Annotated in this window: 19 protein-coding genes; 9 read left to right on the forward strand and 10 right to left on the reverse strand. The window is 63.3% G+C overall.

All coding sequences use genetic code 11. The features are described 5' to 3' along the window. Positions 1-31: 31 nt before the first annotated feature. The 4 genes from GBB14_RS07565 (at position 32) to GBB14_RS07580 (ending at position 5,677) form a co-directional block, all read left to right on the forward strand. On the forward strand, positions 32-1,270 hold the full coding sequence (locus GBB14_RS07565) for a dicarboxylate/amino acid:cation symporter (RefSeq protein ID WP_151529701.1): 1,239 nt from the start codon (positions 32-34) through the stop codon (positions 1,268-1,270). 204 nt (positions 1,271-1,474) lie between these two features. After that, positions 1,475-4,324 carry a leucine--tRNA ligase gene (leuS, locus tag GBB14_RS07570; RefSeq protein ID WP_151529702.1) on the forward strand — a complete coding sequence of 950 codons (2,850 nt, stop codon included), beginning with the start codon at positions 1,475-1,477 and terminating at the stop codon, positions 4,322-4,324. 58 nt (positions 4,325-4,382) lie between these two features. After that, entirely contained in the window at positions 4,383-4,991 is a 609-nt protein-coding gene (locus GBB14_RS07575; RefSeq protein ID WP_151529703.1) for a VanZ family protein, read from the forward strand. A 104-nt stretch (positions 4,992-5,095) separates the two neighbouring features. Then, complete coding sequence (locus GBB14_RS07580) at positions 5,096-5,677, forward strand: TetR/AcrR family transcriptional regulator (RefSeq protein WP_151529704.1); 582 nt, start codon at positions 5,096-5,098, stop codon at positions 5,675-5,677. On the opposite strand, the gene dhaM is transcribed toward GBB14_RS07580, so the two are convergent. From dhaM to GBB14_RS07600, 4 genes are all read right to left on the reverse strand, one after another. After that, the gene (gene dhaM, locus GBB14_RS07585; protein WP_151529705.1) at positions 5,674-6,420 is read right to left on the reverse strand and encodes a dihydroxyacetone kinase phosphoryl donor subunit DhaM; all 747 of its coding nucleotides are present in this window, start codon (positions 6,418-6,420) and stop codon (positions 5,674-5,676) included. The two genes, GBB14_RS07580 and dhaM, sit on opposite strands and share 4 nt — an antisense overlap. A 3-nt stretch (positions 6,421-6,423) precedes the next feature. After that, a complete protein-coding gene (gene dhaL, locus GBB14_RS07590; protein WP_151529706.1) occupies positions 6,424-7,059 on the reverse strand; it encodes a dihydroxyacetone kinase subunit DhaL in 636 nt (211 codons plus the stop codon). 15 nt (positions 7,060-7,074) lie between these two features. Continuing rightward, entirely contained in the window at positions 7,075-8,076 is a 1,002-nt protein-coding gene (gene dhaK / locus GBB14_RS07595) for a dihydroxyacetone kinase subunit DhaK (RefSeq protein WP_151529707.1), read from the reverse strand. A gap of 183 nt (positions 8,077-8,259) precedes the next feature. Next, positions 8,260-9,069 carry an Fpg/Nei family DNA glycosylase gene (locus GBB14_RS07600; RefSeq protein ID WP_151529708.1) on the reverse strand — a complete coding sequence of 270 codons (810 nt, stop codon included), beginning with the start codon at positions 9,067-9,069 and terminating at the stop codon, positions 8,260-8,262. Between the two features lie 89 nt (positions 9,070-9,158). On the opposite strand from GBB14_RS07600, the gene GBB14_RS07605 reads away from it, so the two are divergent. Both GBB14_RS07605 and GBB14_RS07610 read left to right on the forward strand, forming a co-directional pair. After that, positions 9,159-10,361, forward strand: a complete 1,203-nt coding sequence (locus GBB14_RS07605; RefSeq protein ID WP_370451581.1) for a pyridoxal phosphate-dependent aminotransferase — start codon at positions 9,159-9,161, stop codon at positions 10,359-10,361. 210 nt (positions 10,362-10,571) lie between these two features. Beyond that, positions 10,572-12,065: a DUF1846 domain-containing protein gene (locus GBB14_RS07610; RefSeq protein WP_151529709.1), complete on the forward strand. Its 1,494-nt coding sequence runs from the start codon at positions 10,572-10,574 to the stop codon at positions 12,063-12,065. 32 nt (positions 12,066-12,097) lie between these two features. On the opposite strand, the gene GBB14_RS07615 is transcribed toward GBB14_RS07610, so the two are convergent. Beyond that, a complete protein-coding gene (locus GBB14_RS07615) occupies positions 12,098-12,448 on the reverse strand; it encodes a hypothetical protein (RefSeq protein WP_151529710.1) in 351 nt (116 codons plus the stop codon). Positions 12,449-12,548: 100 nt separating this feature from the next. Here GBB14_RS07615 and GBB14_RS07620 point away from each other — a divergent pair, with 100 nt between their 5' ends. Next, the gene (locus GBB14_RS07620) at positions 12,549-13,451 is read left to right on the forward strand and encodes a rhodanese-related sulfurtransferase (RefSeq protein ID WP_151530494.1); all 903 of its coding nucleotides are present in this window, start codon (positions 12,549-12,551) and stop codon (positions 13,449-13,451) included. Here GBB14_RS07620 and GBB14_RS07625 read toward each other — a convergent pair. From GBB14_RS07625 to GBB14_RS07645, 5 genes are all read right to left on the reverse strand, one after another. Beyond that, positions 13,435-13,962 carry a DUF4133 domain-containing protein gene (locus GBB14_RS07625; RefSeq protein ID WP_225976638.1) on the reverse strand — a complete coding sequence of 176 codons (528 nt, stop codon included), beginning with the start codon at positions 13,960-13,962 and terminating at the stop codon, positions 13,435-13,437. The two genes, GBB14_RS07620 and GBB14_RS07625, sit on opposite strands and share 17 nt — an antisense overlap. Positions 13,963-14,083: 121 nt before the next feature. After that, the gene (locus GBB14_RS07630) at positions 14,084-14,764 is read right to left on the reverse strand and encodes an SDR family oxidoreductase (protein ID WP_151529712.1); all 681 of its coding nucleotides are present in this window, start codon (positions 14,762-14,764) and stop codon (positions 14,084-14,086) included. 46 nt (positions 14,765-14,810) lie between these two features. Beyond that, positions 14,811-15,731 (reverse strand): universal stress protein, encoded by a 921-nt coding sequence (locus tag GBB14_RS07635; protein WP_151529713.1) that lies wholly within the window; start codon positions 15,729-15,731, stop codon positions 14,811-14,813. Between the two features lie 104 nt (positions 15,732-15,835). Further along, complete coding sequence (locus tag GBB14_RS07640) at positions 15,836-16,294, reverse strand: MarR family transcriptional regulator (protein ID WP_151529714.1); 459 nt, start codon at positions 16,292-16,294, stop codon at positions 15,836-15,838. A gap of 202 nt (positions 16,295-16,496) precedes the next feature. Then, on the reverse strand, positions 16,497-17,585 hold the full coding sequence (locus GBB14_RS07645) for an inositol-3-phosphate synthase (protein ID WP_151529715.1): 1,089 nt from the start codon (positions 17,583-17,585) through the stop codon (positions 16,497-16,499). A 266-nt stretch (positions 17,586-17,851) separates the two neighbouring features. On the opposite strand from GBB14_RS07645, the gene GBB14_RS07650 reads away from it, so the two are divergent. Both GBB14_RS07650 and GBB14_RS07655 read left to right on the forward strand, forming a co-directional pair. Then, a complete protein-coding gene (locus GBB14_RS07650) occupies positions 17,852-18,226 on the forward strand; it encodes a DUF5318 family protein (RefSeq protein ID WP_151529716.1) in 375 nt (124 codons plus the stop codon). An 87-nt stretch (positions 18,227-18,313) separates the two neighbouring features. Further along, the gene (locus GBB14_RS07655) at positions 18,314-20,449 is read left to right on the forward strand and encodes a transglycosylase domain-containing protein (RefSeq protein WP_151529717.1); all 2,136 of its coding nucleotides are present in this window, start codon (positions 18,314-18,316) and stop codon (positions 20,447-20,449) included. Positions 20,450-20,455: the final 6 nt, after the last annotated feature.

Below are 20,455 nucleotides of genomic sequence, written 5' to 3' on the forward strand. Positions count from 1 at the left end.
CGTCACGTTACGAAAACGAAAGTGGATTCTCATGAACACTGGACAGGCCACGATGGCCGCCCCGGAGAAAAAGAAAGGAGGCTTCCTCGGCTCGCTGCTGATGTGGATCATCGTCGCGATCGTCCTCGGTAGCGCTCTGAGCCTCGTGCTCCCCGATTGGCTGGCACGCATCTTCGTCACCTTCAACGGGCTCTTCGGAAACTTCCTCGGCTTCTTCATCCCCATCCTCATCTTCGCGCTCATCGCCCCCGCCATCGCGGGCATCGGACGTGGCGCGGGTAAGTGGCTCCTCGTGACCACCGCCATCGCCTATGCATCGACGGTGCTCTCCGGGTTCGCCGCCTATGGACTGAGCCGCGGGCTCTATCCCTCACTGCTCTCCTCTGAGGCGCTGGGCGATGCCGTGGACATTGACGCCGGCGCCCTTGCCCCCTACTTCGAGGTGGAAATGCCGCCGTTGATGAATATCATGACGGCGCTTCTCTTGGCCTTCATCTTTGGCATTGGCATGACGGTGGTCAAGGCCGATACCGCCTATACACTGGCGAAGGAGGTGGAAGAGATTGTGCAGCTCACCATTCGTAAGTTCGTGATCCCGCTGCTGCCCATCTTCATCTTCGGCATGTTCCTCTCCATGGGCAAGAACGGCAATATGCAAAAGACCATGACGATGTTCGCCGTCGTGCTCATCCTGGCGATCGTGGCTACTTTGGTGTTGTTGCTGGTGCAATTCCTCATCGCGGGCGCTATCGCTGGCCGCAACCCGCTGCGCGCGTGGAAGACGATGCTGCCTGCGTACTTCACCGCGCTGGGCACCTCCTCCTCGGCTGCCACCATCCCCGTCACCTACTCCTGCGCGCAGAAGAATGGTGTCTCCGCCAATGTGGCTGGCTTCGTGGTGCCGCTCTGCGCCACCATTCACCTTTCGGGCTCGATGATGAAGATCTCGCTCTTCGCCTTCGCCATCATGTTCATGGCGGGCACTCCGGTCAGCCCCGCACTCGCTTTCGGCTTCGTACTCATGCTGGGTATCACCATGATCGCCGCGCCAGGCGTGCCGGGTGGCGCTATCATGGCGGCCTCCACCCTGCTGAGCTCCATGCTCGGCTTTACCGATGATCAGGTGGCGCTGATGATCGCCGCCTATATCGCCATCGATTCCTTCGGTACTGCATGTAATGTCACCGGCGATGGTGCCATCGCCATGATCGTCAATAAGCTCTCCGGCGGTCGTGGCGCAGAGAAGAAAACTGAACTAGAGGACGCCTAATAGCACACTCTCCTGCCGCCCAGACCGTCCATTCGGATAGGGTCTGGGCGGTTTAGTGTATGGGCGGTCAGTAAATAAACGCGCGGCAATCCCGAGTGCAATGTTTCACGTGAAACATTCATCGCCCTCTCCCTATCCCCACAGGCGCGCCCGGCGTGGATGGTTGTGCGAAAGCGGCGAGACGCACCGGCTACACTATGACGCATGACTAACCCGAGCGATGTACCCGCATATCGATACCGTGCCGGCCTTGCGGCCGACATTGAAAGCAAGTGGCAGAAGTACTGGGCCGATCACGGCACCTTCAATGCGCCCAACCCCGTAGGCGAGTTGGCCGAGGAGGGTAGCCAGAGCCTTCCGGAGGATAAGCTCTTCGTGCAGGACATGTTCCCCTACCCCTCGGGCGTGGGCGTGCATGTGGGTCACCCGCTGGGCTATATCGCCACCGATGCATTTGCTCGTTTTCATCGCAAGCTGGGCAAGAACGTGCTGCACGCCTTTGGCTATGATGCCTTCGGCCTGCCGGCCGAGCAGTACGCGGTGCAAACCGGTACGCACCCGCGCACGACCACCGAGGCCAATATTAAGAACATGTCCCGCCAGATCGGCCGTCTCGGCCTGGGACACGATACGCGCCGAAGCTTCGCTACCACGGACACGGACTTCTATCGCTGGACCCAGTGGATCTTCCTCACGATCTACGATTCCTGGTTCGATGAGCGGAGCAATAAGGCGCGCCGCATCGACGAGCTGATTCCATTGCTCGAGTCCGGCGAGATCGCCACCCCCGAGCGCTATGGCCGCCCCTTTGCGGAGCTGAATGACGTCGAGCGGGCCGAGGTGATCGACGAGTTCCGTTTGGTCTATCGCTCGAACTCCACGGTAAATTGGTGCCCCGGTTTGGGCACGGTGCTGGCCAATGAGGAGGTCACCGCCGAGGGCCGCTCGGAGCGCGGTAACTTCCCGGTGTTCCGGAAGAATCTGCAGCAGTGGATGATGCGCATTACTGCCTATTCGGATCGTCTGATCGATGATCTGGATCTGCTGGATTGGCCGGAGAAGGTGAAGTCCATGCAGCGCAACTGGATCGGCCGCTCCCGCGGTGCCGAGGTGGACTTCCAGGCCGCCGGCCACACGATCACTGTCTTTACTACCCGCCCGGATACCCTCTTCGGCGCGAGCTATATGGTGCTCGCCCCCGAGCACGAGCTGGTGGATGAACTGCTCGCCCATGCGCCCGCAAGCTATGAGGGCGTGGACGAGCGCTGGACCTTTGGTGCCGCCAGCCCGGCCGAGGCTGTGGCCGCCTATCGCTCCTCGATTGCCGCCAAGTCGGATCTGGAGCGCCAGGAGAATAAGGAAAAAACCGGTGTGTACCTCGGCGTGCAGGCCGTGAACCCGGTCTCCGGTGAAGAGATTCCGGTGTTTATTGGTGATTATGTGCTCACCGGCTATGGCACCGGGGCCATCATGTCCGTTCCGGCGCACGATGACCGCGACTATGAATTCGCCCAGGCCTTCGGTCTGCCCATTCGGGAGGTGGTGGCCGGTGGCGATATCTCCACTGCTGCCTTCACCGAGCCGGGCATTGCGGTGAATTCCGCCAATGAGGAAGGCCTGGACATCAACGGTCTGGGCAAGGAAGAGGCCGTGGCCACCACGATCGTCTGGCTGGAGCAGAATGGCTATGGCCGCGAGAAGATCCAGTACAAGCTGCGCGACTGGCTCTTTGCCCGCCAGCGCTACTGGGGCGAGCCTTTCCCCATCGTCTATGACGACAAGGGTGTGGCCCACGCCCTGCCGGAGGAGATGCTGCCCATCGAGCTGCCGGAGGTGGAGGACTATAAGCCGGTGTCCTTTGATCCGGACGACGCCGATTCCTCCCCGCACCCGCCGCTGGCCAAGGCCACCGACTGGGTGAATGTGGAGTTGGATCTGGGCGATGGTCTGCAGAGCTACACCCGCGATACCAATGTGATGCCCCAGTGGGCTGGTTCTTCCTGGTACCAGCTGCGCTATATCGATCCGAAGAACGAGGAGCAGTTCTGCAATATTGAGAACGAGCGCTACTGGACGGGCCCCCGCGAGGGCGCCCCGGGCGGCGGCGTGGATCTCTATGTGGGCGGCGTCGAGCACGCCGTGCTGCACCTGCTGTATTCCCGCTTCTGGCACAAGGTGCTCTTCGATCTCGGCTATGTGAGCTCCTGCGAGCCCTATCACCGCCTCTATAACCAGGGCTATATTCAGGCCTATGCCTACACCGATTCCCGTGGCGTGTACGTGCCCGCCGCCGAGGTGGAGGAGAAGGATGGCGAGTTCTTCTACCAGGGCGAGAAGGTGACCCAGGAGTACGGCAAGATGGGCAAGTCCCTGAAGAACTCCGTCTCCCCGGACGATATGTGCGATGAGTACGGTGCCGATACCCTGCGCGTCTACGAGATGTCCATGGGCCCGCTGGATACGTCCCGCCCCTGGGCCACGAAGGATGTGGTGGGCGCCCACCGCTTCCTGCAGCGCCTATGGCGGCTGGTGGTGGAGGAATCCACGGGTGAGTGCAGCGTCTCCGAGCGGGAGCTTGACGACGCCACCCTCAAGGCCCTGCACCGCACGGTGGCGGGTGTGCGTGAGGACTATGAGAATCTGCGCATGAACACCGTGGTGGCGAAGCTCATCGAGTATGTGAACTTCCTGACCAAGCACTATTCCTCCACCGCCACCCCGCGGGCGGCCGTGGAGCCGGCGGTATCGATGCTCGCCCCGATCGCCCCGCATATCGCAGAGGAGCTGTGGAGCATCCTGGGCCACGAGGAGAGCATCACCTATGAGCCCTTCCCCATTTGGGATGAGGCCTGGTTGCAGGACGATACCGTGGAGCTGCCGGTGCAGGTCAATGGCAAGGTTCGCGGCCGTATCCAGGCCCCGGTGGACGCCGATCGCGAGGCGCTGGTGGAGTTGGCCACAGCCGATGAGAAGGTGGCTGCGCATCTTGAGGGAAAGACTGTGGTGAAGCAGATCGTGATCCCGGGCAAGATGATCAACCTCGTGGTCAAATAACCCCCGCCTGTGAACTACTCTGGGTGTATCTCTGACGCGGACACCCAGGAAGGCTCCCATGACAGCCTATGAATCGAGCACTCAGGGGGCCCAGGCCGTCCAGCCCGCACGTCCCAGTGGTCCCCGCCCTGGGCTCGTGTGGGCTGCGTTGGTGTGCCAGCTGCTCACCATCATCGCTGCGACCTTATTGAAAAGCGTCTTTGTTATCGGCCACCTGTGGCGGCGCGAGGCGCACCGCCATCGCGGTGTGGAGCTCTTGCCACTGGATGATTTCTGGAATGCCCAGTCCGTCGTGGGCTCGCTGCTCAACGTGGTGGGCAATGTGGCGCTTTTCGCCCCGCTCGGCTTTGTGCTGGTGCTGCTGCTGCGCGGCCGCCCCCATCCGCTACGCGCGGCCACGCTGCTCAGTCTCGCGCTGAGCTTGGGCATTGAGCTCGCCCAGTTTGTCTTCCGCCTAGGCTATAGCGATATCGATGATCTGCTCTATAACACCTTAGGCGCTGGCCTAGGGGCCTGGCTGGCCACCGTCTCGCCACCGGTGGTGCAGCGCCTCGCTGTGGCGGTGTGCCTGCTCTTTATGCTCACCCTCATGCTGCTATACGGGCTCGGATCACGCCTCGGTAGCCCGGATTCGGTGGTGGCGAGCCTCGGCTGCTGGGCGCACTAACCTCGCTAGCTGGGGCGCTGCTGCTCTCAGGCGCAGTGTTGTACTATTAGGCACTCAGCTTTAGGTCGCGTCCGAACGCGAGCCGAGGAAAAGAGAGGGAGCAGGTGAGCGAGAAGCCACGCCGGAGGGGACGACCCGGCAATAGCCGCGCGGATATCATTAGCGCCGCTGAGGAGCAGTTTCACCAACGCGGTATTGCGGAGACATCCATCAGCCAGATCTCGCACGCACTGAATATCACCAAGTCCGCGGTGTATCACCACGTGGCATCCAAGGGCGAGCTCATCGCTGCTGTGGCCGAGCGCGCCCAGCACACCTGCGCCAGCATTATCACCCTCGCCAAGGAGGGCGAGGATGATGGCCTGGACATTCTCAAGAACATGGTGTGGGAACTCACCGTGGCCCTCGCCGAGGATCGCGGCAGCCTCCGGCTCGCCGTGGCGGCCACCGGCTCCGAGGAGCTGGGTGCTCCCCTGCGGCAGGTGCGGCAGCAGCTACGCCAGGAACTCATGACGCATATCGACGCCGCCCGAGCCGCCCAGCGCCTCAGCTCCGGGCTGGAGTCGGGCGTGATCGCGGAGCTCATCATCACCAGCTGCGTGACCACCGCGGCCTGCTATGAGGGCGAGCCCGAGGACGCCGCCGATATGGCGTTGAGCTACGTATTCCAGGGTTTACGCGCCTAATCGAGGCCCGCGGCGATGGCCTCGGCAATGCGATCAATCACCGCGGAATCCGTGGCCTCGCCACTGATGGTGACTGTCTCTCCCTGCCTTATCCCCAGTCCCATCACCATGAGCGCTGAGGCGGCATCGGCATCGTTGATCTCTACCTCTCCCTCGGCCGTGGCGGCCATCTCGGCGATGAGCGCAGCGGGGCGGGCGTGCAGCCCAGCCTCGTCGGCCACGACGGCCGTGCGGCTATAGCCGGCGGTGGTATCCGCCGCGGCCTCCGGCTCGGCTGCCACGACGGCCGTGCGGCTATAGCCGGCGGTGGTATCCGCCGCGGCCTCCGGCTCGGCTGCCGCCGCGTTCTCCTGCGTGGGGGTGCGGAAGTCATAGATGGCGTTGCGGGCCGCTGCCCCCACCCCGCGTAGATCCACGCCTTGTTGGGCGGCCACGGCGGCCGCGATACCGCCCTCCACTAAGGGGGCATCCACGAAGCAGATGGGCTCATCCTCATGGAACTCGAGCAGCATCTCCACGGTCATGGTGGCCGAGCCGAGATCCGTGAGGATCAGCACCTCGCGGTCGGCGTCGCGAAGCTGGGTGACGGCCGCCTCGATGCGGTCATAGGAGGTACCAATACCTCCCTCGGCGGTGCCGCCCGCGGCGCGGATATCCACCTCGGAGGCCATTTGCTGCGCCAGTTCGCGCAGCCCCTCGGCCAGCTGGGCCGAATGTGAGACAAAGACGAGACCGACGGCCATGAGCTACTTGCCTTCCTGTGCGGCTGCGGCGGCCGCAGCGAGGAAGTAGGCCGAGGAGGTGGCGCCGGGATCCTTGTGTCCCTCGGAGCGCTCCCCCAGATAGGAGGCGCGACCCTTGGTGGCCTTCATGGGGATCGTGGCCTCTGCGCCCGCAGCGGCCGCGTCGGCGGCAGCCTGCAGTGCTGCAGCGGCATCGGCGCCCTCAGTGGCGGCGGCACGCGCGGCGGCCGCGGCCGGGGCCCACGCATCCACCATCGTCTTCTCCCCTTCCTCGGCCTTGCCGCGGGCCTGGATACCGGAGACGGCGGCCTCATACATATCGGCCACGGCGGTGGCGTCGATCTGCTCCGGTGCCACCTTGGCCAGGCGCATGAAGGCGGTGCCGAGCAGCGGGCCCGAGGCGCCGCCCACGGTCGAGATCAGCGTTGTGGCCACCGTCTTGAATACCGCGGCGGGGGTGTCTGGGGTGGATTGCTTCAGGGTGGCAGAGACCGCTCCGAAGCCACGGTCGAGGTTCTCGCCATGATCGGCGTCACCGATGGCGCGGTCGAGATCGGTCAGTTCCACGCGGTGGGCGGCGGCCTCGGCCACGCAGCGGTCGATCCACGCGAGAGCCCAATCGAGAGAGAGTTCAGCCATTATTCTCAAGCCTCCTTAGTGAGTAAAAGCGGGGGTGTGGGCGGGAGCGTCATAGAGCGCCAACAGCTCGTCATCAACACGCATGAGCGAAATGGAAAAGCCCTGCATATCGAGGCTGGTGACGTAGTTCCCCACGAGCGAGCGGGAAATAGTGACGTGCTGTTTAGTAAGTCTTTCTGCGAGACGGCGGTAGACGATATACAGCTCCGAGAGCGGCGTGCCACCCATGCCGTTGACGAGAGCAATCACCTTCTCGCCGGCGGCGAGGGAGAGATCGGCGAGGATCGGATCCAGCACCGCGTCGGTGAGTTCATCGGCGCTGCCGAAGGTGGTGGTGCGGCGGCCGGGCTCGCCATGAATGCCCACGCCGAGTTCCACATCGCCCTCGGCGAGTTCGAAGGAGGGCTGATCGGCATGCGGGACGTGGCAGGGGCTGAGGGCCACGCCCATGGAGCGCACCTGCGCCACGCAGGTTTCCGCAATGGCGACTACCTCGTCCAAGCTATCGCCGCGCTCAGCGGCGGCGCCGGTGATCTTTTCCACCAGCAGGGTGCCGGCCACACCGCGTCGACCAGCGGTGTAGAGCGAATCCTCCACCGCGACGTCATCATTAATCAGCACCTGCCGCACCTCGATATCATCAAGCTCCGCGAGCTCGGCGGCGGTATCGAAATTGAGCACATCGCCGGTGTAGTTCTTCACGAGGTAGACCACCCCAGCGCCGCGGTTGGCTTCCACGGTGGCGGCCTGGATGGGGTCCGGGGTGGGCGAGGTAAACACCGCGCCGGGCACGGCGGCATCCAGCATGCCGGTGCCGACGAATCCGGCGTGGAGCGGCTCATGCCCCGAGCCGCCACCGGAGATCAACCCGACCTTGCCCTCCTCCTTGCGCGTGGCGGCGGAGCGGGACACAAATAACGGCTCGGTGTGCATCTGCACGTGCTCGGAGTGTGCTGCGGCGAATCCGGCGATGGACTCGGCGACGTAATCATGGGGATCGTTCATCAATTTCTTCATGTGACACCCTCCCTGTGGGGCTCGACGGTGAAAGTAGTGACGCGAGTAGGTAGCCCTGTCATCCCCCAGCGTAGCGGAATCTGCCGCGCCGACACCGCCGCCGTTTTTCGCCCCTCTTTATGGGGTGACCTGCATTGCTCCTCTACCCTACGGGAGCGTAGAATTACTCCGCTGTGCTGCCGCTTAGCTCTGGCAGGAAGGGCACCAAAATAGGTTGCGCCCCTCCACAGGCCGGCTCGCCACGGGCCCGCCGCACACCAGGCAATCCTGATCGGCGCGACGGTAAACATAGACCTCGCCGCCGTGCGCATCCTCCCGCGCGGGGCGCCGCATGGCCTCGGGGGTGTGGGCGGGCAGCACGGTGTCGATCCAGCCCTTCTCTTCCCCATCGCGCATGAGCTGGCAGAGGTCCTGCGCGATGGCGTCCCGCTGCGCCGCCGTGAGCTCCCGGCCCGGGGTGAAAGGATCGATTCCCTGCCGGAAGAGCACCTCGGCGCGGTAGATATTGCCCACCCCGGCATAGTATTTCTGGTCCATCAAGAGCGAGGCGATACTGCGGCGCGAGCGGGCGACGCGGCCGGCAAGCTCCTCCCAGTCCGAGTCCGCGCGTAAGGGGTCTGCCCCCAGCCGGGCGATCGCCGCGGCCTGCTCCTCGGCGGTAATGAGTCGGCACCACTGGGGGCCGCGGAGCGTGGCGGCGATGTCCTCGTGCGCGATGCGCAGCCGAATCTGGCCCCAGTCGGCCTCGGGGAATTCGAAGTGGAACTTACCGATGAGCCCGAGGTGAATATGCACGATCGAGTCCGGCTGCGGGGTATCGATGTGGATAAAGAGGTGTTTGCCCCAGGCATCTGCGTGGTCGAAGCGGTGGCCGTCGAGCTGCGCCGCGGCGGCGGCAAAGCGCCCCTGCGGCGAGCTAACGTGCACGTTCCGCTCGGCAAAATGCTGGTTGAGCTGACGGGCGAGGCGGTGAATCACATGACCTTCGGGCATGGTGTTCTAGTCTAGGCCGCTCCCTGCCGCACAGTGGCTTCCGCGCGGCAGCGGGCGCCGGCTGAGGCGCATGGGCCATACTAAAGGGCATGTCAGCAGCTTCGCGTTCTACCGACTCCTCCCCCACCGCAGCACCGATGCATCTTTCTCAGCGCGGCGAGGTGGCACCGTTTATCGTGATGGATATTCTCGCCCGGGCCCTGCAGCGCCGCCAGACACACGGCGATGCGCTGCTTTTATGCGTGGGCCAGCCCTCCACCCCGGCGCCCAGCCCCGTGCTGGAGCAGGCCGAGTCGGCGGTGCGCCAGGATATCCTCGGCTACACGGCGGCCAGCGGCACGCCCGAGCTCAAAGAGACCATCGCCGCCTACTATCAGCGCCGCTATGGGGTGTCGGTGGATCCGGAACGTATTCTCATCACCACCGGCTCCTCGGGCGGGTTCACCTCGCTCTTTCTCGCCGTCTGCGATCCCAGCGATGAGGTGGTGCTGGCCCGCCCGGGCTATCCCGCCTATCGGAATGTGCTCTCCGCGCTCGGGGTACGCATGGTGGAGATCGACGTCACCGATGCGGAGCACGCCTTCCAGCTGCGCGTCGAGGATCTGCAGGCCCTGCCGCGGCTACCGCGTGCGGTGATTGTGACCTCCCCCTCCAATCCCAGCGGCACGGTGATCGATCCGGTAGAGCTGCGTCGTCTCGCGAAGTGGTGCGAGGAGCACGGCGTGGTACTGATCTCCGACGAGATCTACCACGGCATCAGCTATGGTGCCGAGTGCCGTAGCGCCGCCGAGTTTTCTGAACGGGCGGTCATCGTGGGCAGCGTGAGTAAATATTTCTCCATGACCGGCTGGCGGGTCGGGTGGCTCATCGTGCCGCCGGAGCTGGTGGGAGCGCTCGATCGCCTCCACGCCAATTTCACGGTCTGTCCGCCGGCGATCTCGCAGCAGGCCGCCCTGCGTGCTTTTGACGACGCCGCCCTGGAGGAACTCGACGCGCATGTGCAGCGCTATGCCCGCAACCGAGAGATCCTCATGCAGCGGCTGCCCGCGCTGGGCTTGAAGAATATCGCGCCCGCGGATGGCGCCTTCTACTGCTATGTGGATGTCTCCTCGATCACCGAGGACTCCTTTCGCTTCGCCCATGAGCTGCTCGACGCCACGGGGGTGGCGGTGGCGCCCGGGGTGGATTTCGACACCGTACACGGGCATCGCTGGATTCGGCTGAGCTATGCCTGCGATACTGCCGATGTGGTGGCTGCCTGCGATCGCCTGGAGGTATATATTCGACGCTAAAAACTATCGACAAACAGAAATTAAAATAGGCTCTCACCAGCACGTTTAATGCTCCTTTATGCAATTGTTCCCCAACGGGGGTAGTATCTCAGGGTAACCGTAGCGGCGGCCGTCAGAGAGAATGCAGGCCGCCACAGGGCCTCACTCCGACCGCTGCCACTACGTCAGTTGCCGCCCCCTTTACGCTGTTATCTCAAGTGAGGTTGCTCTATGCTTTCACCCGCCATTGGCTTCGACCGATCCGCGTACATTCAGATGCAATCTGAGCACATTAAGGAGCGCCGAGAGAGTCTCGGCGGACGCCTCTACCTGGAGATGGGAGGCAAGCTCTTCGACGATATGCACGCCTCCCGTGTGCTGCCGGGCTTTACCCCCGACAATAAGATCGCGATGCTCGAGAACATCAAGGACGATGTCGAGATCATGGTCTGCATCAACGCCAAGGATCTGGAACGCGGTAAAATGCGCGCAGACCTTGGCATTTCTTATGAGGATGATGTGCTGCGCTTGGTGGATGTCTTCCGCGCCCGTGGTTTCCTCGTGGATAATGTGGTGATGACGCAGTGCGAGGAGGGCAATAAGCACGCCACCGCCTTCCAAGAGAAGCTCACCCGCCTAGGTCTGAAGGTCACCCGCCACTTCGTGATCGAGGGCTACCCGGCCGATACCGAGCACATCGTCTCCGAGAACGGCCTCGGCCGCAACGAGTATGCGGACACCAGCCGCGATCTCATTATCGTCACCGCGCCCGGCCCCGGTTCGGGCAAGCTGGCCACCTGCCTCTCGCAGATCTACCACGAGCACGTGCGCGGCATTGACGTGGGCTATGCCAAGTTCGAGACCTTCCCCATCTGGAATATCCCGCTGGATCACCCGGTGAACGCCGCCTATGAGGCCGCTACCGCCGATCTGGACGATGTGAACATGATCGATCCCTTCCACCTGGCGGCCTATGGCAGCCAAGCGGTGAACTATAACCGCGATGTGGAAGTATTCCCGCTGCTCAAGCACCTGCTGGAGAAGATCTCCGGGCACTCCCCCTATGAGTCCCCCACCGACATGGGCGTGAACATGGTGGGTAATTGCATCAGCGATGATGTGGTGTGCCGCGAGGCCGCCAAGCAGGAGATCATCCGGCGCTACTACAAGGCGCTGGTCGAGGAGAAGAAGAATCAGAAGGCGCCGCTGGAATCCGGCCGCATTCGCCTGCTCATGGGCAAGCAGGGCATTCACGAAACTGATCGCCCCGTGATCGAGCCGGCGCGCGCCATCGCCGAGGAGACCGGCCAGCCTGGTAGCGCCATCAAGCTCAATGATGGCGAGATCATTACCGGCAAGACCTCCGCTTTGCTCGGTTGCTCGGCGGCCATGCTGCTCAACGCGCTGAAGTATCTGGCCGGTATCGAGCCGGATGTGGACTTGCTGGCGCCGAGCTCCATCAAGCCCATCCAGACCCTCAAGATCGAGCAGCTGGGCAGCAGCAACCCGCGGCTGCACACCGATGAGGTGCTCATCGCCCTGAGCGTTTCGGCGGATCATGACCCCAATGCCCGCCGCGCCCTGGAGGAGCTGCACAACCTGCGTGGCCTCGACGTGCACACCACCACCATTCTCGGCTCGGTGGATGAGGGGATCTTCCGCAACCTGGATATCCAGGTGACCTCCGATCCGGTGTATCAGAAGAAGCTGCTCTTCCGGAAGTAACACCGAATACGCAGAAGGCGGTTCGCGTAGCGCTAGATGTGCGCCCGGACCGCCTTTTCGCCTGTAGCGGCCGCTTGACCCAAGGTGATGGGCTCGAGCTCGCGGTTATGATCCCATACCGTGTCTGCCTCCCCAGCCGGGTAGGAGGTCACGGTATCGGTGGCCGGTTCATAGGTGACCAAGGCCAAGAGATCCGAGGAGGTTTGCTCGCATACCGCCCAGCTATAGCAGGTATTATTCATCCAGCCATCCTCGGCGTCATCATTAGATTGAATCGCTGGGGTGGGCGTGATTGAGCGCAGCGTGGGGCCATCATCGAGGGTGGTTTGGTTGTGCAGGGCCCGCAGATAGAAACGACCGGCATTGATATCAAAAGGTTCCATAGCCCCTCATTCTAGAACACCGTTCACCGCCTCCCTGCCCTCCTGTGCTGCCCGCCGCGGTGGTTAGGAACTGGCCGCCGCGCCGGAATAGGATCAAGATATGCTCTCGAAGATCCTGCTCTACTACAAGTTCCAGCCCATCGCCGACCCCAAGGCCGTGATGCTGTGGCAGCGCGACCTCTGCGAGTCCCTCGGGCTGCGCGGCCGCATTCTGATCTCCGAGCACGGCATCAACGGCACCGTCGGCGGGCCGATGGATGCCTGCAAGAAATATGCCCGTAAAACCCGCGAATACTTTAAGCCCATGGAGTTCAAATGGTCCGAGGGTGGGGCCGAGGATTTCCCGAAGCTCTCCGTGAAGGTTCGCGATGAGATCGTGGCCTTTGGCGCGCCGGGCGAGCTGAAGGTGAATGACGAGGGCGTGATCGGCGGCGGCGTGCACCTCAAGCCCGAAGAAGTGAATGAGCTAGTGGAGCGGCGCGGCGAGGAGGTGGTGTTCTTCGACGGGCGCAATGCCATGGAGGCGCAGATCGGCAAGTTCAAAAACGCCGTGGTGCCCGATGTCTCCACTACCCACGACTTCATTGCGGAGCTCGAGTCCGGCAAATATGACTGGATGAAGGATAAGCCGGTGGTCTCCTATTGCACCGGCGGTATCCGCTGCGAGGTGCTGTCCAGCCTGATGAAAAACCGGGGCTTCGAGGAGGTCTATCAGATCGATGGCGGCATCGTCCGCTATGGCGAAAAATACGGTAACGCCGGACTCTGGGAAGGCTCGCTCTACGTCTTCGATAAGCGCATGCACATGGAGTTCGAGGGCGGCGAGTTCACCCAGCTGGGGCATTGTGCCCACTGTGGTGCGGCCACGAATGACTTCCACAACTGCCGCAACCAGGCGTGCCGCAAGCAGACGCTCATGTGCGCGGACTGCGCGGATTCCGTAGGGCACTGCGGCGATGCGGGCTGCGCCGAGATCGCTGCCGCCGCTAGTGGTGACCGTTAACGAACATCCAGCCGAAACCCGTCATCCACGCCAAGGAGGCGGGGATGAGCACCCAGATGATGGCGAGCCACGGCCGCCACGCCCCATAGCGGGCCCAGGTGCGATAGGTGATCCAAAAAGCGCCGAAGGTGCCGGCCAAGGCCACACCGAGGGGCACCAGCGAGAACATAATCTCGTAGCCACGGCTGCAGATCCACGTCGAGAGCCCGGCCTCGCAGATCGGTCCGCCTTGGGCGCGAGAGATGAGCGCGATCACCAGCCCAGTGAGGACGGTGAGCAGGGGTATCGTCAGCGCATAGGCGATGGCCCTGCGCGAGGAGCGGCGGCTGTGCTCGAACCACGCCAGCGGGTCGCGCTCGAATTCCTCGCGGGAGGGGCCGCGGGGTGTGGTGGAGACCCGATCCACGGTGGGATCGAAATACTGTCCCTCGGGCAGGCCGGCGGCGGGCGTGGGGCCGGCCGCAGACTCCGGCCGCGGCGGACGCGGATCGTCCTCAGACTCGGATTGCATGGCTTCTCACCCCTATAACTCTGCCTTGCCGTGCTTCTCGGGCCGTGTATCCAGCCCTTTCTTCGCCACCCTACTCGCTGCTCCGCATCGTGGGTAGGCCCCAGCATGCGGAGCTGCGGCGCTAGTGCGGGCGGGGGCGCAGCACCAGTTCGGTGGGTTGGGCATCCATCGGTGTGGTGATCACCTGCACCACCGAGCGCGCCACGGTCTCGGCGGTCAGGAACTGATGCGGATCATAGCTGCCGCCCTCATAGGTCACGATGGCGCGCTGCATCTGCGTATCGATGCGGCCCGGATGGATCGAGGAGACGCGGATGCCGGGCTCTTCCTCGCGCAGCCCATCGCACCAAGCGCGGGCGGCAAACTTGGCGGCGGCATAGCTGCCCCATTCGGGCTTGACCTGAAAACCGGCCCCCGAGTTGAGATACACCATGGTGCCTTGGGCGGCGCGCAGGGCGGGGAGCAGATGATTCGTTAGCGCCACCGGGCCGTGCAGATTGACGTTGAAGGAATCCTGCCATTCCTGGCTGCTGGCGTCCTCGATGCGGTTGAGCTGGCAGTAGCCGGCGCAGTGGATGAGCGCATCGAGGCTGTGGATATTGGGCACGGCAGAGAGATCGGGCTCGGGGGAATCGAAATTAAGGCGGAACCAGCTGGCCTGGGAGACGGCGGCCCGGGTCTTGTCCGTGGCGGGTGACTCGCTGCGATAGTGGGCATAGACCATCCAGCCGGCGTCGATAAGCTGCTCGGCGATCTCGCGCCCCACTCCCCCACTGGCGCCGGTAACGAGTGCTGTGCGCATATGTGCGTGTCTCCTATGCGTAGTCTGTGCCCCACACGGGGCGGGTTTAGGTCGTGGTCGGGTAGATCATCACCGGTACGCGCGCGTGTTTGAGCACGGCCGAGGTATGAGAGCCCATGAACACCCGCGCGATGGGGTTGCTATCTTCGGAGCCCACCACGAGCAGATCTGATTTCTTCCACTTCACCGCGTCCATGGCCTCGGACCAGCCGCTGCCGGTAGCGAGTTCCGTTTCTACCTGCAGCTCGGGCCAATGCGTGACGACACTATCTCGCGCCCGATCAAGATTGGCCAACGCATGTTCGCGGGCGTCATCAGCCAGCACAGACTCGAGCTTGCTATTTGTGGACTTCAACGCGTTGCCCACGCGATCGGGCACGAAAGCCACGATCCGCAGCGGGACGGAGTAGGTCTCGGCTACCGCGGCGGCATGATCGAAGACGTCGGCGCTGCCGGCCTCCTCGGTGAGCGCGCAGGAGACTCGGTTCACACCCTTCTTGCCCAGCTTCACCTCGCGCGGGATCAGGCCCAGGGGATAAGGGGAGGCGTGCAGCAGCGCATCGGCGGTGGTGCCGGCCAAATATCGCCCCTTGGGGGCGGCTTGGGCGGGGCCTAGCAGGATGATGTCGGCGTGGAAGCCCTTGGCGGCCTGGGTGAGCAGATGCGGCTCGGAGGAGCCATCGGCAAAGACGGCGAGTTTGTTATCGAAGCAGTCTGTGTCCACGCCGGCATCGAGTAGCGCGGCGGTCACCACTTCGCGGCTGGCCTCTTCCTGCTTCTTCAACCACTTCTTGTACTTGCCCCCCAGTTTGGATAGGGAGGTTTGTGGCCAGGGGCGGGTGAAGGCCGAGATGGCGCGGACGGTGATGGGCCCAGAGCGGTGTAGCCATGCGACGGCATCGAGAATTTCGTTATTGGCGGCATCGGGCTGCCACGCTATCAATACGCGGAGGCGAGAATCGGGCATAGGTGTCTATGCATGAGCGGCGAGGGCGGGGCCGAGCGCTGCTCATGCGCTCAACTTTCATCTGGGCGGACAAAGGAACAGGGGCGGGCACGCTCCGAGGCTAGTTACTTATCGCCGTTGCGGGTTTGGGCGGTATAGCGCTCGGCGAGGCGATTGATAATCGGGACGATCTCTTCGATAGCGGCGATCTCCTCATCCTCGAGAGTGCTAAACATATCAGCTAGCTGGGCGATACGTTCCTCGCCGACGCGCTCGAGTTCGACAGCGCCTTGCTCGGTCAGCTGCACGCGCACGCCGCGGCGGTCATTATTATCGCGGACGCGCTCGACCAAGCCGCGGGATTCGAGCTGGTGCAAGGCATTAGAGGCGGTGGGCATGCGAATGCCCTCCCGCTTGGCTAGTTCGCTGATACGCGCCGCTCCATCGGACTTCAGGCGAGACAGGATTGTCAGCTGCGGTCCGGTGAGATCGGAGCGCTCTGCAAGCCGGAAATAGGTGACGTAGAGCTGCGTGAGCGCGGGTCGTGCATTCCGGGCGAGTTCAAAATAAGGTTGCGCGTTCATAGTCTATATTCTATGGCGCGAAACAGTACTGTCCTAAAAATTGTTTAGGTGAAAAAGTATTTCGGCAGGTGGGGGTGCTGCGCGGGGGTAGGTGTCTGCCTGCGGGAAGCAGGAGAATACAGTGCGGCCACGGACAGACACCACAGGGCGTCGTCCGTGGCCGTGGCCACTAGGGTGCTGCGTTCGCGTCCGCGGAGGGGGTTTAGTCGCCGGCGATGAAGCTTTCGAGGCGGGCGCGGGCCTCGTCGTCGCCGAGCTGCTTCGGCGGGGACTTCATCAGATAGGAGGAAGCGGCGTCGATCGGGCCGCCAATGCCGCGGTCGAGGGCAATCTTCGCCGCGCGCAGGGCGTCAATAATAATGCCCGCGGAGTTCGGGGAGTCCCAGACCTCGAGCTTGTACTCGAGGTTCAGCGGCACCTCGCCGAAGGCCTTGCCTTCGAGGCGCACATAGGCCCATTTGCGGTCATCCAACCAGCCCACATAGTCGGAGGGGCCGATGTGCACATTGCGATCATCCACCTTGCCTGCCAAGGGGGAGCTCTTCAGGTTGGAGGTGACCGCTTGGGTCTTGGAGATCTTCTTGGACTCCAGGCGCTCGCGCTCGAGCATGTTCTTGAAGTCCATGTTGCCGCCGACGTTGAGCTGCATGGTGCGCTCGAGGCGCACGCCGCGATCCTCGAAGAGCTTGGCCATCACGCGGTGGGTGATGGTCGCGCCTACCTGGGACTTGATGTCATCACCCACTATCGGTACCCCGGCAGCGCGGAACTTCTCGGACCACTCGGGATCGGAGGCGATGAACACCGGCAGTGCGTTGACGAAGGCACAGCCAGCGTCGATCGCGGCCTGGGCGTAGAACTTATCGGCCTCCTCGCTACCCACGGGCAGATAACTGACCACCACATCCACCTGGGCGTCCTTGAGGGCCTGCACCACATCCACCGGCTCCTCTTCGGACTCGGTGATGGTCTGCTGATAGTAGCGGCCGAGGCCGTCGTGCGTGGGGCCGCGCTGGACCTTCACGCCGAGATGCGGCAGCTGCGCAATCTGGATGGTGCAGTTTTCGGACGCGCGGGTGGCCTCGGAGAGATCGAGCCCCACCTTGGCGGCATCCACATCGAAGGCTGCAGCGAATGTGACGTCCTTGACGTGATAGTCGCCGAAGCGCACGTGCATCAGGCCGGGAACATCGTCGCTATCGCGGGCGTCCTTATAAAATTCGACGCCTTCGATCAGCGAGGTGGCGCAGTTACCAACTCCGACGATAGCAACACGGATTTCTCCGCTCATGGGCAAACTCCTTCAAACAAACTTGTACCGCCGCGACACCTCCCACGGGTGGGGGCGCGCACCGCGGCGGGCGAGCACGTCCGCAGTCGTGGGGCTCACTCCTGAGGACGCGCAACGATCATGATTCCTCAGAATCTAGCCCGCCTTTTTGGCCCAGCGCAGGCGCTCAATCGATACAGAACCACAGTGAACCGATTAAGTTGTGAGCACAGACACAGTATTATCGCCGCGGGTGCCATTACCGCGGGGATAGCTAGACTGGCCGCGTGGTTGAATATCGCAATATCGTGAGTCACGAATGGCACCGTCGCCACACTTTGCGCCTCTATAGCCAAGGGGTGATCACGCGCGCCGAGATCTGCGAGTGCGATTTCTTGCTGCGCACGGCGGCCGAGTTTCATGGCTCGCCCTCAGCGCGGGACTGCCCGGTATGTTCCTCGCAGAACATGCGGGACGTGCTGTGGATTTATGGCGATGAGGTGGGCCGGGCAGCCGGTTCCGCCCGCAGCGAGGAAGAGATCGCGCAGCTGGTCTCCGCTGGCAAGCTTTTCGACGTCCACCGCGTGGAGGTATGTCCTGATTGTCATTGGAATCACCTGTTGGCGACAATGGTTGTTTCCCCTCGTACCCGCTATGCTTAACCGATTAGTTAGTTTGTTTGGGCAGGTCGCCGGCCGTCGCTAGCCCGAACGCCGCAATTTCACCCATGGAGATTGGAAGCAACAGTCGTGACTGAACACACCGTGACCGTAGAAGAGAGCGAGGAGAAGACCCGTAACCCGTGGGTCTGGCGCTCGATCCTCATCGCAGTGGTGTTAATTATCCTCGCTCCCTTCGTGGCATTCATGATCGCCTATCTGCTTGTGGATGTTCCGAAGGCCGACCAGCTTGTGAATAAGCAGGTGACGGAGATTTATGCTGGGGATGATGAGACGCAGCTAGCGCGCATCGTGCCCCCGGAAGGTAACCGTGTGGTGGTGCCGCTCTCGGAGATTCCGGAGTCCATGAAGGACGCCACTCTGGCCGCCGAGGACCGCGAGTTTTATACCAACCCTGGCTTTTCCGTCACCGGCTTCGGTCGCGCGATTATCGGCCAGCTCACCGGTGACGGCTCCAAGGGCGGCGGTTCCACCATCACGCAGCAGTACGTGAAGATCGCCGTGGTGGGTAATGAGCGTTCCTATGAGCGCAAGCTCAAGGAGCTCGTCTACTCCGCCAAGATGGCCAATGAGTGGTCCAAGGAGCAGGTGTTGGAGTCCTATCTGAACACCATCTACTTGGGCCGCAATGCCTATGGTGTGGCCGCGGCCTCCCAAGCCTATTTTGCCAAGGACTTCACGGACCTCACGCCCGAAGAGTCCGCGCTCTTGGCCGCCGCCATCCAGCGCCCCTCCACCCTCGATCCCTGGAATAACCGGGCCGAGGCGGAGCAGCGCTGGAACTACGTGATGGACGGCATGGTCGAGATCGGTGCCATGAGCCCCGGGGCACGCGCGGAGGCGCGCTTCCCAGAGGTGATTGACCCCGCCACCGTGCAGTCCAATACCGAGGCCACCGGCACCAATGGTTTGATCAAGGATCGCGTGCTCGCCGAGCTCCAAGGCGTGGGCATCAGCGAACAGGATGTGCAGACCCGCGGCCTGCGGGTGACCACCACCATCGATACCGACGCCCAGAATGCGGCTCAGGCGGCGGTGGAGAACAACATGCAGGGCGAGCCGGAGAACCTGCGCACCGCGGTGGTCTCCATTAACCCCAAGACCGGTGGTGTCTCCGCCTACTATGGCGGCGAGGACCCGGCCGGCTGGGACTATGCCATTGCCCCGCTGCAGACCGGTTCGACCTTCAAGATCTTCGCTCTCGCGGCGGCCTTGGAGCAGGGTATTCCGCTCTCCCAGTACTACAGCTCCGCCCCGGTACAGACCGGTGATGTCACGGTGACCAACTCTGAGGGGCAAAGCTGCGGTACCTGTACCATCGCCCAGGCGCTGAAGCAGTCGCTGAATACTTCCTTCATCCGCCTTCAGGATGATCTGAAGAATGGCCCCGATGACACCGCCGCCATGGCGCACCGGCTGGGCGTGGCGGAGTCCCTGCCGGGGCTGCCGCACACCCTGAAGGAGGAGAATGGCCATAGCCAACTGGGTGTGGTGCTGGGCCAGTACCAGTCCCGCCCCTTCGACTTGGCTGTCGCCTTGGCCACCCTCGCCAATGAGGGCGTGTACAACAAGACGCACTTCGTGCAGAAGGTTGTGACCAATGATGGCGAGGTGCTCTACGAGCACGAGGGTGAAAGCGAGCGCATCGTGGACGAGGAAGTGGCGAACTCGGTGATCCAAGCGATGAAGCCGATCGCCGCCTACTCCCGCGGCCACGCCCTGAATGGCCGGGAGTCCGCCGCCAAGACCGGTACCGCCCAGCTGGGCGATACGGGCCAGAACAAGGATGCGTGGATGATTGGTGCCACCCCGCAGCTCTCCACCGCCGTGTGGGTGGGCACCGATGATGGCCAGCCGCTGCTGAACCTCTATGGCGGCAAGATCTGGGGCTCCGGCCTGCCCAGCGATATCTGGAAGTCCACCATGGATGCCGCGCTGGCGAATGCCGACTACGAGAGCTTCCCGGTTCCGACCTCCAATCTGGGCTATGTGGCTCCGCCTGCACCGCCGGCGCCCGCCACCCCGGTGGCGCCGCCCGAGCCCACCACCACCGAGCCGACGGAGACCTCCGAGCCTGCTGAGCCCGCCGAGCCGGAACTGCCGGAGATCCCGGATGTGCCGCTGCCGGCCCCGGCTCCCCCGGCGGAGCCAGAGCAACCGGCGCAGCCCGCACTCCCGAACTTGGGTGATCTGCTACCGGGCTAGCACGGC

The organism is Corynebacterium sp. 51B (assembly GCF_008930785.1).
Taxonomy (GTDB): domain Bacteria; phylum Actinomycetota; class Actinomycetes; order Mycobacteriales; family Mycobacteriaceae; genus Corynebacterium; species Corynebacterium megadyptis.